This window comes from Paenibacillus sp. FSL H8-0079, from assembly GCF_037991315.1.
Taxonomy (GTDB): Bacteria; Bacillota; Bacilli; order Paenibacillales; family Paenibacillaceae; genus Paenibacillus.
Window position 1 is genome coordinate 1,567,163 of sequence record NZ_CP150300.1, and the last position, 16,140, is coordinate 1,583,302.

Below are 16,140 nucleotides of genomic sequence, written 5' to 3' on the forward strand. Positions count from 1 at the left end.
AAGTAAACTGGACGTCATTACCAATAAACTTTTTTCAGAACAGAAGGAAAACTGTCGGAGCATCTCGAATTATGTATGACGATAGGATTTAAATCCTGAAATGAGATGTTTGGTCTGTACGAATATTGTTCCCCGTGTTTATAATGGAGTACAGCATACTTGATATACTCGGGGCATATATATTCCTTTGTATAAAAGTTCTGGAAAAACGTAATACTGGTTCACAATGGCGAAAGGTTTGTGGGGGTGGAAGAAAGGTGGCCAACTTGCAGAACACCAAGCGGATCATGATCAGTTTACCTGATTATCTTTTGCAGGAAGTGGATGGCATCGTAGCGCTGGAGAATTCCAACCGCAGCGAATTGATTAGGCAGGCTATGAAGCTGTATTTGACGGAGCGTAAGAAACGTTACATCCGTGAAACGATGCAGCGCGGGTACATGGAGATGGCAAAAATTAATCTGACCATGGCATCCGAAGCCTTTCATGCGGAGGAAGATGCGGACAGCACTCTGGACCGCTTAGTTAGCGGGGTGTAGACATTGATCGTAAAACGTGGTGACGTTTTTTTTGCGGATCTTTCTCCCGTTGTCGGTTCCGAGCAAGGCGGAGTCAGGCCGGTTCTGGTGATCCAGAATGATATCGGCAACCGGTTCAGTCCAACTTGTATTGTGGCGGCTATTACCGCCCAGATCCAGAAGGCAAAGCTGCCAACGCATGTGGAAATTGATGCGGCGGCACACGGCTTTGACCGGGACTCGGTTATTTTGCTCGAACAAATACGGACGATTGATAAGCAAAGGCTGACTGACAAGATTACCCATCTGGACGAGGAGACCATGAAATTGGTCAACGAAGCCTTACAGATCAGTCTTGGTTTAATCGATTTTTAAGGCAGCAATCAGCGTCTTGTACGCTGTCCTGCCGTCCGTTGGCAATGGATGTTCCTGTAAGGGAACACACTAATTTCAGACTGTAACCAAAAGAGCGTATGGCATCCTTCGGGCTGTTGTACGCTCTTTTGATTAAAGCATGATGAAAGCGTAGAACATTGGCGATCTTTTCGTTATAATGGAACCTGAGAAACCGTTTACCCGAAAGACCTATATATAGAGGTGGAGGAGACATATGAGTATTTATATCAATCAAGAGAAACTTCAGTTTCATTTACAGACCCGTGAGGCCAGTTACGTATTTCAGGTACTGCCTTCAGGATATTTGGTGCATTTGTATTATGGCAAAAAATTACGCGACACCGATCTGAGCTGGTTGCATGTACGGACAGAACGAGCATCTTTCAGTCCGAACCCGGTACCAGAGGACCGTACGATTTCATTTGATACATTGGCAGTGGAACTACCCGTGTATGGCACAAGTGATTTCCGTAATCCGGCTATCCAACTGGAACTTGAGAATGGCTCGACGGTTTCGGAGTTTACGTATACAGGCCATCGATTGGTCAAAGGAAAGATAGCGCTTACTGGTTTGCCAGCAACGTATGTTGAATCCGATGAAGAAGCAGAGACGCTGGTTATTGAGTTGGAAGACCGCGTTGCAGGCATCAAAATCGAGCTTTCCTATACAGCCTTTACGGCATTTAATGCAATTACACGCTCGATGCGTATCGTTAATGAGAGCGCTACCTCAGTGAATGTGGTGCGTGCGCTCAGTTCTTCTGTCGATTTCCCGCATGCAGATTATGAATTGTTGCAATTGTCAGGAGCTTGGACACGGGAACGTGATATCGTTCGCAGACCGCTTGCTTCAGGCTTGCAAGGGATTGAGAGCCGTCGTGGTTCAAGTAGTCACCAGCAGAATCCATTTATTGCGCTGATGACACCAGGCACGGATGAAGATCAGGGCGAAGTCTACGGATTCAGTCTCGTCTATAGCGGTAGCTTCACTGCACAGGCTGAAGTGGACCAGTTCCACACCACACGTGTATCGCTCGGGATCAACCCGTTCGAGTTCAGCTGGAAGCTGGAGCCACAAGAAGCGTTCCAGACACCGGAGACGGTTATGGTTTACTCAGGTGCAGGGCTGGATGGTATGTCTCAGTCCTACCACGAATTGTATCGGGAGCGTCTTGCGCGTGGTAAGTTCCGCAATGCGGAACGTCCGGTTCTGGTCAATAACTGGGAAGCGACTTATTTTGGATTCAATGCGGACAAGATTGAACAGATCGCTCGCGCCGGACAGAAGCTGGGTATTGAGTTGTTTGTCTTGGATGATGGCTGGTTTGGACACCGGGACAGCGACAATTCCTCGTTGGGCGACTGGATTGTAGATAAGAACAAACTGCCACAGGGACTGGATGATCTGGCTAACCGGGTAACAGGTCTGGACATGCAGTTCGGATTGTGGTTTGAGCCTGAGATGATCTCACCAGACAGTGAGCTGTACCGTGCACACCCAGACTGGTGTCTCCATGTGCCTGATCGTCGCCGGACAGAAGGACGTCAGCAACTGGTACTCGACTTCTCTCGTCAGGATGTACGTGATGAGATTGTACGCATGTTAACAGACGTACTTGGTTCTGCACCAATCACTTATGTGAAATGGGACATGAACCGCAATATGACGGAAGTGGGTTCTGCATTGCTTCCGGCAGATAGACAGCGTGAGACCGCGCATCGTTACATGCTGGGGTTGTATGACGTTATGGAACGAATCACTTCGGCATTCCCGAACATTCTGTTCGAGAGCTGTTCAGGTGGTGGTGGCCGCTTCGATCCAGGTATGCTGTATTACATGCCGCAGACATGGACAAGTGATAACACGGATGCGATCTCCCGTTTGCGGATTCAATATGGTACCAGTCTTGTGTATCCGGTGAGTTCCATGGGATCGCATATCTCAGCGGTACCGAATCATCAGGTCAACCGGATAACTTCACTTGAAATCCGGGGACATGTTGCGATGTCAGGCAACTTCGGGTACGAGCTGGACCTGACGAAATTCACGGAGGAAGAGAACGACATCGTGAAAGCGCAGGTTGAACTGTACAAAGAGATCCGTGGAACGGTTCAATATGGAACATTCCGCCGTTTGCTCAGTCCATTTGAAGGCAATGAGACAGCGTGGATGTTTATTGCACCAGACGGAAGCGAAGCCGTTGTATTCTACTTCCGCGTGCTCTCTGAGCCTAATGCGCCACTTCAGCGCCTGAAGCTGAAAGGATTGGACCCTAATGCGGATTACCGTCTGAAAGGCGGCTCTGAGACCTTTACCGGCGATGCCTTGATGTATGGTGGTATTTCGGTAGGCAGTGCATCAGGAGACTATCTGAGCGAAATGTTCCGGTTCGAGCGCGTCTAGATAAGTGAACTACATTTTATTTACACGGATACTACGATGACAGAACAACCTTCCAATCGCTGTTATCCCCAGATTTTTTGATTCCCTTTTCTCAAAGGGGAAATCCGGAGATAAAGGCGAACGCTTCGCTTTTTCAGGCTTTTTCTGTCCTCTCCGTCATCGTGTAAATGAGCAGTTTCACTTATTAGATTGCTATTGTATTTAAAATTTTGAATAAGGAAAGACCGAGGAGCGTCGTGTTGACGTTTTTCGGTCTTTTTTTGCCGTAATGGGGAAGGCTGGAGGATGACATCATTCTGTCAGAACTTGTATGCTTGCGGATTGATGGAAATCTGGACGGGATTTTGTGATAATATAGGGTAGAGTGGATGAAACAAATGGTTTAACTATACTGTAATTACAGCAGCAAAGCTGCCCTGAAATGATTGTAACGAACGATTCAGGAAGGAAAGAGGGATTTATTTTGTCTGAACAGGAAACGGTTCTGGAACCCAATGAAGAAACAATAAAGGCAGAACGCCATGAACGAATCATCAAACAGGTAGCCAAGGAACTGTCACTGTCCTTGAAGCAGGTCCGCACGACGTCGGAGCTTCTGGACGAAGGCAATACGATTCCATTTATCGCCCGCTACCGTAAAGAAATGACTGGAGAGCTGGATGAGAACCAGCTGCGATCGATTGAAGAACGCATTGTCTATCTGCGCAATCTTGAGGATCGCAAATTGGAAGTCATCCGTATTATAGAGGAACAGGGCAAACTGACCGGAGAACTGAAGAAGTCCATTACTCAGGCTGTGAAGCTACAGGAAGTGGAGGACTTGTATCGTCCTTACCGTCAGAAGCGGAAAACGCGTGCCAGTGTGGCCAAGGAAAAAGGTCTTGAACCCCTTGCTGGTTGGATCTGGGGTCAACCGAAACAAGGAGATGCACTCCAGGAAGCTGCGCAATATATCAACGCTGAACTGGGTGTAGAAGACGCGGAGTCGGCGCTTCAGGGAGCCAAAGATATCCTCGCGGAGAACATTGCAGATGATGCTGCCATTCGTGCCTGGATTCGTCGGTACACACTTGATCACGGGATGCTGACTTCGGAAGCGAAGGATGCTCAAGAGGAGTCCGTGTACGAGAATTATTATGATTACCGAGAATTAGCTAAAAAGATGCCTCCGCACCGTATTCTCGCGATTAATCGCGGTGAACGTGAGAGTATTCTGAAAGTCGGCCTGGACGTACAGGCAGAACCGGCCCATCGCCATATGGTAGGACAGATCATTCGTGGTGCTTCTGCCGTGCAGGATATTCTGCGTGATGTGATTGAGGATGCCTACAAGCGGCTTATTGCGCCTTCCATCGAGCGTGAAGTTCGTGGAGAACTCACGGAAAAGGGTGAAAATCAGGCCATATCGGTATTCTCGGCCAATCTGCGTAACCTGTTGCTTCAACCGCCGATTCATGGCAAACGTGTGCTGGGTGTCGATCCGGCCTATCGTACTGGTTGTAAACTGGCTGTAGTAGATGATACGGGCAAGTTGCTGGAAGTGGCTGTGACCTATCCAACGCCACCCCACAACAAGAAACGTGAAGCTGCGGAAGTATTCCACCGCATGATCAAGCAATATGATATCGGACTAATTGTTATTGGTAATGGTACCGGATCGCGTGAAACGGAGCAGTTTGTGGCCGAGATCATTCAGGAGAACGGTGATGAAAGTCTCGTATATCTGATTGTTAACGAAGCTGGTGCAAGTGTGTATTCTGCATCCAAGCTGGCCCAGGACGAATTCCCGGACCTCGATGTAGCCGAGCGCAGTGCAGCTTCCATTGCTCGCCGGGTACAAGACCCTTTGGCGGAACTGGTTAAGATTGATCCAAAAGCCATTGGCGTGGGTCAATATCAGCATGACGTTTCCCAGAAGATTCTGGAAGAAAGCCTGAAGGCTGTCGTGGAATCCGCAGTTAACCATGTGGGTGTGGATGTTAATACGGCTTCACCTTCGTTGTTGTCCTATGTTGCCGGAGTTAACGCTACGATTGCCAAAAACATCGTGAAGTACCGCGAAGAGAATGGCCGGTTCACGAACCGTCGTCAGCTTCAGAAGGTACCGCGTCTGGGTGCCAAAACCTATGAGCAGTGCGTAGGCTTCATGCGTATTGGCGAGGGCGAGAATCCATTGGATCGTACACCGATTCACCCTGAGTCCTACAAGGTAGTGGATCAGCTGTTCAAGGAGCTTCAGGTTGCACTGGACAAGCTGGGCAGCAAGGAACTGTCGGTGTTGCTGTCGGAGCAACAGCCAGAGCAATTGGCCGTGAAACTGGACGTAGGTGTGCCTACATTGCGTGATATTTTGGATAGCTTGCAGCGTCCGGGTCGTGACCCGCGTGAAGAGATGCCGTTGCCGATCTTCCGTACGGATGTATTGAAGATTGAGGATCTGGTGGAAGGCATGGAGCTGCAAGGTACAGTTCGGAACGTAATTGATTTTGGTGCCTTTGTTGATATTGGAATTAAGAGTGATGGGCTTGTCCATATCTCACAGCTCAGCAACGGGTATGTTAAACATCCGATGGACGTTGTGTCTGTCGGGGATAATGTAACGGTCTGGGTTATGAGTGTGGATACCAAAAAAGGCCGTGTCGGCCTGACGATGAAGAAGCCTGCTGCGCAACAGTCTTCTTAAATAGTAGGATTGGAGAACAGCCTTCCCTAACCAGGAAGGCTGTTTGTTGTGGACAGTAATAGTTCCGTTATCCGTTCTAATTCCTCTAGTAAGTACGGTGGGCAATATGTGCATTTTCTTAAAGTGCGTGTTCAAAAGGCCATCCTTCGTAATCCAAAGCAGACTTTTATGAACAACCTCTTAAAGTTCATTCTCCGCGCTGCGCGGTGTGCCACTTGCTGGTTTGTTACGATAAAAGAACCAGCATTCGTTCAGCAGCTTGATTTGCCGGCTGTCCTTTTTGTGAAATGCACGCATCAGTTGATTGCAAAGCCATTGAGGCAAGGGTATCTCCTCCTCTTGCATAATTCATCTGTACGTTAGCATATGTGGTAATAGCCTGGACTGTGCGGGATAAGTGGCAGACCCCGGCAAATCAATATCTCAATACCAAAAAGCACAAATCCCAATTCAGGGAGATGCGCTTTTCGTTCTCATCATTATAAAATGATAACTGCAGTGAATTAGAGAGCTTCCATCTCTTCTTCATACCATTGTTCCAATTGGGCCTGAAGCGCCCGGATTTCGGTAAGCAGAGAAATCAAGGGATAATGGTTTTCACGCAGTGCTGCAAAAGACTCTTCAAGTGCATTGATATAATCAAGGCCACCGATAATGGTGAGATTTTCGTTCAGGAGATCCAGGTTGTCACATTCGGCAATCGCCCAAGGCAGGACAGGGACATCTGCTGCAGTGAGTTTATCGATTTCCTTGTGCAGGCGCAGATTGAGCGCACTGAGTTGATAGGCGTAATCCGCCGGCATTTCCACAAACTGCAATTGTTGTTCCTGCTGCAAGATGACATAGCGCATTGTAGGCATAACGAGTAATAATCTCCCCTCATACATTCTACTTGACAGTGTAGCCTACGAAACGGTTAAAATTCAAGTATATTGCCAGAAAAACCAATACTCCGAGGGGGTGCAAGGAGAGGATACCGATGGAAAATGAGGAGTTGCAACAATGGATCGAACAGATATCACTGGATCATTTCGGAGTGCCGTTCACCCATGAGGCGTTGTTTAACAGTCGCCTGACCACCACAGGTGGGCGTTATATGCTCAAAAGTCACCGGATTGAGATCAATCCGCATCAGCTCGAAGCCTACGGGCGAGATGAAGTTGAGAAAATCATCAAGCATGAGCTGTGCCACTATCATCTGCATATTCGTGGGCGTGGTTATCAGCATCGCGACCCGGAATTCAAAGCTTTATTGCAGAAGGTGGGAGGCTCACGGTTCTGCCAATCCCTGCCTGATGGCAAAGGCAGAAAACCTCTGCCGTATCGTTATAAGCTGGTGTGCAAGAGCTGTGGCACGGAATATTTGCGCAAGCGGAAAATAGATCCGAAGCGTTACCGCTGTGGTCGTTGTGCGGGAAAACTGGGCCTTCAGAATATCTGATGTGTGCATCAATCAATGCGCTGAAGAAAGTGATGGAAGGCATGTTGACTTGGATTATTAATCATGATAAATTAAGTTAATCAAGATTAATTTTCCCTGATAGCTCAGTTGGTAGAGCACTCGACTGTTAATCGAGTTGTCACAGGTTCGAGCCCTGTTCGGGGAGCCATTTCTTGGAGAGATACCCAAGTGGCTATAAGGGGACCCTCTGCTAAGGGGTTAGACTGCGTAAGCGGTGCGAGGGTTCGAATCCCTCTCTCTCCGTTCTGAATTAAACTTCTCTGCAAAGGGATGAGAACCCTAGAGGTTCGTCGGAGCATAAGCTTCGTTAGCAATACTTCGCAGTCTCGAACGAAGTGAGAGTACCCCTCTCTCTCCGTTCTGATTAAACAATAAAATCCTCTTCACATTAGACTGGTTAACGGTCAGTGTGAAGAGGATTTTTTGCGTTTTATTCTTCTTCGTTTATCCCAAGCTGCATCTCCACCTACAGACTACAGTGAGATACCCAACACCTCGTATAAACCTTTCTTGCCAGCTTCCTTTACTTCGACAGAGCGACTTCCTGTTTTTTGACGAATCCAGTCCAGTTCCAGTAATCGATGTCTGAGTTGTTCCCCAAGCATACCTGAGAGATGATGACGGCGTTCGCTCCAATCCAGACATTTACGAGCGATGGCCCGGCGTGACTCCGGCTTCACTTGAAGTTCAATGCCGAACGTAGTGAACCACTGCTTTCCTTTCTCTGTAACTTGATAATCCTTGCTATGTGCCTCTTTGGGGTCTGAAAGATAACCCTTCTGTACTAAGGCCTCACAGAGCGAGATTCCTAATTTCCCGGCCAGATGACCATAACAGGTCCGTGCATAACTCAGTTGTTGAAGCTGATCGGATTGTTTGAGAGAGCGTATCTGCACAGGCGGGGCAATACTGGCCATGGTTTCAATCAGATTAGCAATTTCTTTGCTTGCCAGACGGTAGTATCGGTGGCGTCCTTGTTGTTCGACTTCGAGAAATCCTCCCTCTACGAGTTTGGCGAGATGGCTGCTTGCCGTCTGGGGAGTGACGCCTGCCATATGAGCAAGTTCTCCTGCGGGCAACGCCCGCCCATCCAGCAAAGATGACAGAAAAATAGCGCGGCTTGGATCAGCGATTAACGATGCAATAACGGTAATATTCGGATATACATTCATACTTCGATCATATCTGAACTATTACTGTATTACAATTCTGTTGTATCGTCCCATACGGGTCAGATTGAGCTTATAAACCAATGGAATTGGAACAGGAGAGGTAAGGATGAAAAAGATAACGAAACAGGACTTTGCTATAGAGCAGTTGTCCGAGAGTTCAGAAGTGATACAACATGAAATGCTTAATCCAAGTATTTTATATTATGGTACGCCCGTATTGCTGTTAAGCACATTAAACGAGGAGGGGTCAACCAACCTGTCTCCACTGTCTTCATCTTGGGCATTGGGGGATTGTTTGGTTCTTGGTCTAGGTGTACAGGGCAAAGCCTATGAAAATCTGAGTCGACATCCGGAGTGTGTAATTAATCTGCCGGATGCGACCATGTGGAAACAGGTTGAGGCATTGGGTCGTTATACGGGAGTTACCCCTGTTCCTGAGGAGAAAAGGCAGATGGGCTATACGTTTTGCCAGGATAAATTCATTGCGGCTGGACTGACATCTCAAGCATCGGTTCAGGTGGCTCCAGATAAAATAGCTGAATGTCCGCTCCAGATTGAAGCCGCTGTTCAACACATCCGTATTCCTGAACACACACCGTTCATGGCGATTGTAGAAGTGAAAGTGGTGAAGGTGCATGCGCACACAAGACTAATATCTGGACTGAACAAGATCAATCCGGAGGAATGGCATCCGCTGATATATAATTTCAGACATTATTACGGATTAGGAGAGAGACAAGGGGAAAATTTCCGGGCAGAGAATTGACCAGAGTAGAGGCTTTTATTGTATAAGATGAATTAATCATTTACACGATAACGGAGAGGACAGAAAAAACCTGAAAAAGCAAAGCGATCGCCTTTATCACCGGATTTTCCCTTGAGAAAAGGGAATCGAAAAAATCTGGGGATAACAGCGATTGGAAGGTTGTTCTGTCATCGTAGTGCCAGTGTAAATAATCTTTAGTTCAACTTATATAGTCAGGGAAAGATTGGGTAATAGTAAAGATAGACACATGTAAGCATATACATAATGAAAGAGGTGATGTGCATGGAAGTGGAATATTTGATGCGTGTACTCATAGCTGGAATATGTGGTGTGCTAATCGGATATGAGCGCAAGAATCGAATGAAAGAGGCGGGAATCCGTACTCATTTTGTGGTCGCCGTTGGCGCTGCCCTGATGATGATTGTGTCCAAGTACGGATTCCAGGATCAGGCAGGCTGGGACAATCTGTCCCTTGATCCATCAAGGATCGCTGCACAGGTTGTTAGCGGTGTGGGGTTCATTGGCGCTGGCATGATCTTCACGCAGCGGCATACGGTCAGAGGATTGACCACAGCGGCAGGCATATGGGCTACGGCAGGCATGGGACTTGCGGTGGGTTCAGGTCTGTATTGGACAGGTGCAGGCGTGACGCTGCTTATTGTCGTGGCACAGATGCTACTACATAGACCTACGCGCTGGCTGGTTTCGGCACGAACAGAGACGTTAACCATCCATCTGCAAAAGGAGGGAGAGGCCCTGAAGACTGTTCTGGCACTGCTGGGACAGGAAAAGATCTCGGTCATCGGATTTAAAACAGAACAGCAAAAAAGCACAGACTCCGAAGAAGAGACTGTGCTTGAGTTCACATTGCAACTACCGGGTTCATACCGGGGAGAGCAATTGATTATTTTGTTACAGGATGTGCCTCACGTTCGATCTGCTGAGTTGAAATGAAGCGAACCTGCATGGATCAAAAGACGACCCATCCATCCAGATTCAAATGTTAATTCCGTACAGGTTCGATTACTGACCTTCTCCAACAATGGTTTCCGGTCGAGACACGGGTTTGCCTTCAAGCAGGCACTCAATGGCATGTGCGACACCGTGCTCCACATTAGTCAGCGTTATGGCTTTGGCTAATGCCTGGATTTCGGGTTCGCCATTACCCATGGCGATGCCGAGTCCTGCCATTTTTAACATGGAGACATCGTTGAAGTTATCCCCGATCGCTGCTGTATCTTCCATGGAGATGTTCAGGTGAGCCGCCAGTTTGGTGAGGGCATTACCTTTGGATACGTCCGGGTGCTGCATTTCGAAGTTGTGCTCAAAGGATACAACCATGGCTACATCGGATCGGGAAGCGAAGTGTTCTCGTCCTGTCTTTACTTTGTCCGGATTCATGGAGAAGGCCATAATATTGTAGATGCAGGCTTCTGCCGGAATTTCGATGTGGTTATTTACGCGGTGGTAGTCTTTTTTGTCATAGTGTTTCTTGATGGCCCGAATCATGCGTGCAATGTCTTCACCAGGGTTCGAACCAAGAACGCGTTCCATTTCGGCGAGCAAGGTCTCGTGACTGCTAAGCGGGGCATAGATACCTTGCTGCGTGGAAGCCTCATAATAGAAATCATGATCTTCCAGCCACTGCATGACGGAAGCTGCTGTGTCACGTTCAAGTGGAAGATGGAATAGACGTTCACCGTCTGCATCATGAATCGTGGCTCCGTTGGAGCCGATAATTGGGGTTTTGATTCCGCCTTCGCGGCTGATGGTCACAACATCGGAGTAGACACGTCCTGTAGCGATTGTAACCTTCATACCGGATTGCTGTGCTTTTTGAATGGCTGCGGCATTCTCCGGGCTAATCTGGCTGTCTCTGTTCAATAAAGTTCCATCTAAATCTGTGGCAAATAATTTCATATATTTACAACTCCTTATCATTTGTAGGTTCGGGAATGAGAATCTCAACTTGTTGTTCGGCTAGAAAAACAAGCCATTCTTTGGTTGGCCATTGATCCGTAATCAATACATCCACCAATGACCAGTCGGCAAAACGATAACCATAACGTCTATCAAACTTGGATTGATCTGCAAGAACAACGACTTTCTTGGCAGCTTTCATCATTTGGTGTTTAATTTTCCCTTCCTCTTCGGAAGCACTGAAGCCATCCATGGTGATACCGCCAATTCCGATAAAGGCTTTATCTACATAATAGTGGGAGAGAGTCTCGATAACAGAGGTACCGTAGACATAACGTTGTTCCTTATCCACTTTGCCGCCGAGTAAACGAATCTGGACAGCTGTGTGATTGGAGAGAAGATCAGCGGAATGAATCGAATTAGTAATGACGGTACAGGATTTGCCGTTCAAGTTCTCGGCACAGGCCTGCACAGTCGTGGAAGAATCCAGAATAATGATCTCGCCTTGTCTTACAATGGCCGCAGCGAGTTTGCCGATGGCTCTTTTTTCCTCAGATACATCGAGTAAACGGTCTTTGTAGGATCTGAATTCTTGCGGAGGAGGGGGAAGAATCGCACCGCCACGTGTTCGAATAATGGCATCCTGTTCCTCAAGCTTGATCAGATCCCTGCGTGCAGTATCCCGTGATACATCAAACAAGGTGACAATATCATCGGCTGAGATGCGATTGTGTTTGCGTAGATGTTCAACAATGAGCTGCATTCGTTCTTCTTGAAACAAACATGTCACCTCCGGTTGTATGGATGACCGTACTTATACTGATACTTTAATTATAAGTATTCTTAATGTGCTTTGCAATATTATAAGTGAACATAAGTTTTTATAAGTGTTTTAATGGATGATTTACATTTTTCCTGCACAGTGATGACATTGGCATGAATAGGGAAGGTGGTGATTAATGGGTTTCTGAAGAGAAGTATGCAACGGACAAAAAAGGCTTGGGAAATAAATTTTAAAAAAAGTGTTGCAAGTATAAAATGTCCTGTGGTATACTCATTCTTGTCGCCAAGAAAGACAACTTGTTATTAAGGCCCGTTGGTCAAGGGGTTAAGACACCTCCCTTTCACGGAGGTAACAGGGGTTCGAATCCCCTACGGGTCATATCTTCACCACCTCATGAGATTTATATTTTCGATGAGAAATCCTCAAAGTCATTGCTCTTAGAGACAAGAATGAAGCGTGGCACATCCGGTGAAGTTTACAGCAAGAGCCATTAGCTCAGTTGGTAGAGCACCTGACTTTTAATCAGGGTGTCGAAGGTTCGAGCCCTTCATGGCTCACCATTTTTTACAATTGAATATGCGGTCGTGGTGGAATGGCAGACACGCTATCTTGAGGGGGTAGTGGGTGTATACCCGTGGAGGTTCGAGTCCTCTCGACCGCATCACAGCAACAACGTTATAAGATAGACTCTCATGATCATTCGTGGGAGTCTATCTTTGTGTTATATGATATGCCTCATCATATTCGGGGGATTTAAAGGCTGAGCATTCAGGAATAATGTGGTATAATTTAAGCAGATGAGTTGATTATTACGGTTGGAAGGCGGTTCTTGTATGCAGTCGATCTATGAGCGAATTGAACACCTGATTGCCGAACGAGGAATGACCAAGAAGGCTTTCTGCCAACAGCTGAAGATTAGCACAGGCAATCTGGGTGATTGGAAACGTGGCAAGTCTATTCCGAGTACGAATAAGTTAATTGAAATTGCTTCGTTTTTTGATGTGAGTCTCGACTGGCTCATGATTGGGCGTCCATCGAAGGAAGCGATGGTGCGGGAAAAACGGGAGGATTATTTTTTTGACGTGTTGCGGCAATTGAATTGCCAGGAAAGCGAATTATCGACTGTGGAACAGTCTTTTATCAGTGAATATATCGAGTTTACCCGTTACCGTAAATCCAAGGAAAGCAAAGATGCAGGAGATTATCGCTATAAGCTGGAGAATAATTCAGGGAATAAGATAGAGAATAAGTCTGAGGAAAACGAAGCGTAAACGATATGAGCATCCATAGACTGGATGTACAAAAACCTCTGGACTAATCCGAAAAATAAAGTGTACCCTTTGTAAAGGACATTTTGAAAAAAAACTAGGCAACTTGTTGAAGCTGCTGTCTGTATTTTACAGGCGGCAGCTTTTTCAAATTCTATTGCCCTCGATAATGATTATAGTACGTCATATAACTCTTAATTTCTCGTTTTACTTCTTCTAATGTTTCGCATTCTTTGATATTCGTTTCATCCTTAAAATGCCCAAAGAATGATTCTTGGGGAGCGTTATCCCAACAGTTTCCTCGTCGTGACATGGATTGAGTTAACCCCATTTTTTTCACTACGGATTGGAATTGTGGGTTCGTATAATGAAAGCCTTGATCGGAATGGATTAAGGCATCTTTTGTTATATGTAATCGCCTGTTAACTGACAGCGATTACATTTGGGTTTCGCTTTAGCTGTTCTTGTTCTTTCTTAGTCAGTAATCTTTTTGTCATAAGAGTTCCGCTCCAACCTCTTTTTTCATTATAATCAAAATCCCCTATAAGATGGACTTTTTTCAAAGTGTCCATTCTTATAGGGGATTTTAAACCTTCGCTTATAAAAGCTTTTTTTTCATATCACATAGTTAAATCTAAATGAAGATCTCTAGATTAGCAGAAATTTTTTTGGATAACGAAATTAAAAGCTCCCGCTCCTGTTCCGAAAGATCTTGAGAAGCGACTTTCTCCATTTCCGTCCAAACAGCAGTAGCCTTATCCACAAGTTCTCGGCCAACTTCAGTTAGTTTAACAAGCGTGACACGACCATCCTTGGGCGAACGAGAACGAGTGACTAGCCCTGATTCCTCCAATCGCCGAACTGATTTGGCAATCGTAGAATGATCAAGTCGCATAGTCCGTCCAAGACTTTGCTGCGATTGCCCATCTTGCTCCCCTAACTGCATCAACATAATTTCTTGACCTGGAAACAAACCAGCCTGACGCAACAAATGTGCGGCCAAACCACGGTGTGATCTAGCCATAGAGAAAATTGCGAAATTTATGATAAATTGCTGAATGACTTGCATATCCTTTTCAACTTTAGATGAATTGGAGATATGCTGGTTCTTTTTTTCAAAGTTACTCATCTTTCTTATCACCTTTCCGCACTTACTTATTACCAAGCGTAGTGAATTAATCTACACTTCTAAAGGAGCGGAGTTGTAAATAAAAAAATGCGCCCATACTATAGCTTCAAATGCTGTAGTATGGTGCCGCACAATATGAAACTATAGTCACTGTTTATTTCATGGTTGGATAATCGGTATAGCCGTGACTGTCACCGCCATAAAAAGTTTTAGGGTCGGCTTCATTTAGGGATGCTCCTGATTTCAAACGCTCCACTAGATCAGGATTGGCCAGGGCCAAGGTTCCTACCGATACAATATCGGCCAAGTTATCTTTCAAGTCTCTATCCAGTTCTTCTAAAGGACGTCCCGGTCGATTGACGATAAGTACAGTTGGCCAAGCCAAACGTATATTCTTAAGCGTCTCTTCATCCCCGCCGTGTAGAATATGAAGGTAGGCTAAGTTAAGTTTCGCCAGCTCGGAAATCAAGTATTCATATACTTTGGGACCGTCTGTGCCTTCGATAAGATCCCCTAGAGGAACCCCAGGTGATAGTCGGATTGCTGTACGACTGGCTCCAATTTCCTCAGCTACTGCTTTCGCCACTTCGATGGCAAATTTAGCGCGATTTTCAATAGAACCTCCATAAGAATCGGTGCGTACGTTTGCATTCTCAGAAATAAACTGATGTATAAGATACCCGTTTGCCCCATGAATCTCTACACCATCAGCTCCGGCTTCTATGGCAGCTGCGGCGGCTTTGCGGAAATCCCCAATGGTTTCTTGAATTTCTTCCAAACCTAACTCACGCGGAACAGGAACATCTTGCATGCCTTTTGCAGTATACATTTGTGTCTTTGGGGCAATTGCTGAAGGTGCAACTGGCTGACGGTGATGAGGTGTATTTTCTGGATGTGACATGCGGCCTGCATGCATAAGCTGAATGAACAAATGCCCTCCTGCTTGATGAACACGATCAGTGATTTGTTTCCAGCCTTTAATGTGCTCATCCATATAAATACCTGGTGAAGATAGGTAACCTTGCCCATCCTCTGATGGCTGAACTCCTTCACTGATTAAAAGCCCCATTGAAGCACGTTGTTCATAATACTCTGCACTATGTGTTCCAGGAGTGCCATCATAAAGAGCGCGTGATCTAGTCATTGGGGCGAGTGCCAAACGATGTTGCAAATTTAAGTTTCCTACTGTAACTGATTTCCAAATTGTATTCATATAAAAACTCCTCATAATTTTCTGATTAAATGTTTCCGGCAACATAAATTTAACAGACAGTATTTTGATTGTCAACACATTTACTTTTAACTAACAAGACTTGTTAAAGCAGCAAAAAAACAACTGGCTTAGTTTCAAATTTCTCAAAACCAACAATAAATTTTGGCTTAGTAAAAACTCTTTTGAAAAATGCGTTGACGAAAGCATATCTCATTAGATATATTCATGTTGCCGGAAACGTATTTGTAGTGAAAAGATTCTCTGCATAAAATGGAGATTCTAAAATACTTCAATGACAAGAAGCGCTGGCGACTCGTTATGATAAGTTGACGTGTGGGTTCAAGTTGTTTTTTGATACTAGCATCCATTATGCTGACTTGCTAAAGTTTTAATACAAGCCTAAGAAAGGCTTTTGTGAAGGTGGA

At 45.9% G+C, this 16,140-nt stretch carries 15 protein-coding genes, 5 tRNA genes and 1 pseudogene; 13 read left to right on the forward strand and 8 right to left on the reverse strand.

Annotated features, from left to right (window positions below; genetic code table 11):
• Nucleotides 1–257: 257 nt before the first annotated feature.
• The 4 genes from MHI06_RS06820 to MHI06_RS06835 all read left to right on the forward strand — a co-directional run bounded on the left by MHI06_RS06820 (nucleotide 258) and on the right by MHI06_RS06835 (nucleotide 6,001).
• Complete coding sequence (locus tag MHI06_RS06820; RefSeq protein ID WP_017690037.1) at nucleotides 258–539, forward strand: ribbon-helix-helix protein, CopG family; 282 nt, start codon at nucleotides 258–260, stop codon at nucleotides 537–539.
• 3 nt (nucleotides 540–542) lie between these two features.
• On the forward strand, nucleotides 543–893 hold the full coding sequence (locus MHI06_RS06825; protein ID WP_024630714.1) for a type II toxin-antitoxin system PemK/MazF family toxin: 351 nt from the start codon (nucleotides 543–545) through the stop codon (nucleotides 891–893).
• Nucleotides 894–1,128: 235 nt separating this feature from the next.
• Entirely contained in the window at nucleotides 1,129–3,318 is a 2,190-nt protein-coding gene (locus MHI06_RS06830; RefSeq protein ID WP_340400928.1) for an alpha-galactosidase, read from the forward strand.
• Nucleotides 3,319–3,781: 463 nt separating this feature from the next.
• The gene (locus MHI06_RS06835; RefSeq protein WP_340400929.1) at nucleotides 3,782–6,001 is read left to right on the forward strand and encodes a Tex family protein; all 2,220 of its coding nucleotides are present in this window, start codon (nucleotides 3,782–3,784) and stop codon (nucleotides 5,999–6,001) included.
• A 180-nt stretch (nucleotides 6,002–6,181) separates the two neighbouring features.
• On the opposite strand, the gene cmpA is transcribed toward MHI06_RS06835, so the two are convergent.
• Both cmpA and MHI06_RS06845 read right to left on the reverse strand, forming a co-directional pair.
• On the reverse strand, nucleotides 6,182–6,325 hold the full coding sequence (gene cmpA / locus MHI06_RS06840; protein ID WP_105408244.1) for a cortex morphogenetic protein CmpA: 144 nt from the start codon (nucleotides 6,323–6,325) through the stop codon (nucleotides 6,182–6,184).
• A 179-nt stretch (nucleotides 6,326–6,504) separates the two neighbouring features.
• Nucleotides 6,505–6,861 (reverse strand): hydrolase/acyltransferase, encoded by a 357-nt coding sequence (locus MHI06_RS06845; RefSeq protein ID WP_169480127.1) that lies wholly within the window; start codon nucleotides 6,859–6,861, stop codon nucleotides 6,505–6,507.
• A 119-nt stretch (nucleotides 6,862–6,980) separates the two neighbouring features.
• On the opposite strand from MHI06_RS06845, the gene MHI06_RS06850 reads away from it, so the two are divergent.
• The 3 genes from MHI06_RS06850 to MHI06_RS06860 all read left to right on the forward strand — a co-directional run bounded on the left by MHI06_RS06850 (nucleotide 6,981) and on the right by MHI06_RS06860 (nucleotide 7,706).
• Nucleotides 6,981–7,442, forward strand: a complete 462-nt coding sequence (locus MHI06_RS06850) for a SprT family protein (RefSeq protein ID WP_340400930.1) — start codon at nucleotides 6,981–6,983, stop codon at nucleotides 7,440–7,442.
• 93 nt (nucleotides 7,443–7,535) lie between these two features.
• Nucleotides 7,536–7,611: transfer RNA gene (locus MHI06_RS06855), tRNA-Asn, on the forward strand.
• A gap of 6 nt (nucleotides 7,612–7,617) precedes the next feature.
• Nucleotides 7,618–7,706: transfer RNA gene (locus MHI06_RS06860), tRNA-Ser, on the forward strand.
• A 230-nt stretch (nucleotides 7,707–7,936) separates the two neighbouring features.
• Here MHI06_RS06860 and MHI06_RS06865 read toward each other — a convergent pair.
• Complete coding sequence (locus MHI06_RS06865) at nucleotides 7,937–8,635, reverse strand: winged helix-turn-helix domain-containing protein (RefSeq protein WP_340400931.1); 699 nt, start codon at nucleotides 8,633–8,635, stop codon at nucleotides 7,937–7,939.
• A 106-nt stretch (nucleotides 8,636–8,741) separates the two neighbouring features.
• On the opposite strand from MHI06_RS06865, the gene MHI06_RS06870 reads away from it, so the two are divergent.
• Together MHI06_RS06870 and MHI06_RS06875 are read left to right on the forward strand one after the other, a co-directional pair.
• A complete protein-coding gene (locus tag MHI06_RS06870; protein WP_340400932.1) occupies nucleotides 8,742–9,401 on the forward strand; it encodes a flavin reductase family protein in 660 nt (219 codons plus the stop codon).
• A gap of 282 nt (nucleotides 9,402–9,683) precedes the next feature.
• Nucleotides 9,684–10,355, forward strand: coding sequence for an MgtC/SapB family protein (locus MHI06_RS06875; RefSeq protein ID WP_340400933.1), 672 nt, complete (start codon nucleotides 9,684–9,686; stop codon nucleotides 10,353–10,355).
• Nucleotides 10,356–10,424: 69 nt separating this feature from the next.
• Here MHI06_RS06875 and MHI06_RS06880 read toward each other — a convergent pair whose 3' ends face one another.
• The gene (locus tag MHI06_RS06880) at nucleotides 10,425–11,321 is read right to left on the reverse strand and encodes a Cof-type HAD-IIB family hydrolase (protein ID WP_169480122.1); all 897 of its coding nucleotides are present in this window, start codon (nucleotides 11,319–11,321) and stop codon (nucleotides 10,425–10,427) included.
• 4 nt (nucleotides 11,322–11,325) lie between these two features.
• Nucleotides 11,326–12,102, reverse strand: a complete 777-nt coding sequence (locus MHI06_RS06885) for a DeoR/GlpR family DNA-binding transcription regulator (RefSeq protein ID WP_169480121.1) — start codon at nucleotides 12,100–12,102, stop codon at nucleotides 11,326–11,328.
• 309 nt (nucleotides 12,103–12,411) lie between these two features.
• Between MHI06_RS06885 and MHI06_RS06890 the strand changes: the two genes are divergently transcribed.
• The 4 genes from MHI06_RS06890 (at nucleotide 12,412) to MHI06_RS06905 (ending at nucleotide 13,376) form a co-directional block, all read left to right on the forward strand.
• Nucleotides 12,412–12,483 (forward strand) — tRNA-Glu (locus MHI06_RS06890).
• A gap of 106 nt (nucleotides 12,484–12,589) precedes the next feature.
• Nucleotides 12,590–12,665 (forward strand) — tRNA-Lys (locus MHI06_RS06895).
• 18 nt (nucleotides 12,666–12,683) lie between these two features.
• Nucleotides 12,684–12,766: transfer RNA gene (locus tag MHI06_RS06900), tRNA-Leu, on the forward strand.
• A 172-nt stretch (nucleotides 12,767–12,938) separates the two neighbouring features.
• Nucleotides 12,939–13,376, forward strand: coding sequence for a helix-turn-helix domain-containing protein (locus tag MHI06_RS06905; RefSeq protein WP_340400934.1), 438 nt, complete (start codon nucleotides 12,939–12,941; stop codon nucleotides 13,374–13,376).
• Between the two features lie 151 nt (nucleotides 13,377–13,527).
• Here MHI06_RS06905 and MHI06_RS06910 read toward each other — a convergent pair.
• The 3 genes and pseudogenes from MHI06_RS06910 to MHI06_RS06920 all read right to left on the reverse strand — a co-directional run.
• Nucleotides 13,528–13,782 (reverse strand): annotated as a pseudogene (locus tag MHI06_RS06910) (integrase core domain-containing protein); the annotation flags it as partial.
• 225 nt (nucleotides 13,783–14,007) lie between these two features.
• Nucleotides 14,008–14,502: a MarR family transcriptional regulator gene (locus tag MHI06_RS06915; RefSeq protein WP_340400935.1), complete on the reverse strand. Its 495-nt coding sequence runs from the start codon at nucleotides 14,500–14,502 to the stop codon at nucleotides 14,008–14,010.
• A 154-nt stretch (nucleotides 14,503–14,656) separates the two neighbouring features.
• Complete coding sequence (locus MHI06_RS06920) at nucleotides 14,657–15,715, reverse strand: alkene reductase (RefSeq protein WP_340400936.1); 1,059 nt, start codon at nucleotides 15,713–15,715, stop codon at nucleotides 14,657–14,659.
• Nucleotides 15,716–16,140 lie beyond the last annotated feature (425 nt).

Excerpts from the sequence above, each read along its gene's own strand:
- MHI06_RS06830 (WP_340400928.1), top strand. The coding sequence starts at position 1,129 with ATGAGTATTTATATCAATCAAGAGAAACTTCAGTTTCATTTACAGACC.
- MHI06_RS06845 (WP_169480127.1), bottom strand. The coding sequence starts at position 6,861 with ATGCCTACAATGCGCTATGTCATCTTGCAGCAGGAACAACAATTGCAG.
- MHI06_RS06850 (WP_340400930.1), top strand. The coding sequence starts at position 6,981 with ATGGAAAATGAGGAGTTGCAACAATGGATCGAACAGATATCACTGGAT.
- MHI06_RS06865 (WP_340400931.1), bottom strand. The coding sequence starts at position 8,635 with ATGAATGTATATCCGAATATTACCGTTATTGCATCGTTAATCGCTGAT.
- MHI06_RS06870 (WP_340400932.1), top strand. The coding sequence starts at position 8,742 with ATGAAAAAGATAACGAAACAGGACTTTGCTATAGAGCAGTTGTCCGAG.
- MHI06_RS06875 (WP_340400933.1), top strand. The coding sequence starts at position 9,684 with ATGGAAGTGGAATATTTGATGCGTGTACTCATAGCTGGAATATGTGGT.
- MHI06_RS06880 (WP_169480122.1), bottom strand. The coding sequence starts at position 11,321 with ATGAAATTATTTGCCACAGATTTAGATGGAACTTTATTGAACAGAGAC.
- MHI06_RS06905 (WP_340400934.1), top strand. The coding sequence starts at position 12,939 with ATGCAGTCGATCTATGAGCGAATTGAACACCTGATTGCCGAACGAGGA.
- MHI06_RS06915 (WP_340400935.1), bottom strand. The coding sequence starts at position 14,502 with ATGAGTAACTTTGAAAAAAAGAACCAGCATATCTCCAATTCATCTAAA.
- MHI06_RS06920 (WP_340400936.1), bottom strand. The coding sequence starts at position 15,715 with ATGAATACAATTTGGAAATCAGTTACAGTAGGAAACTTAAATTTGCAA.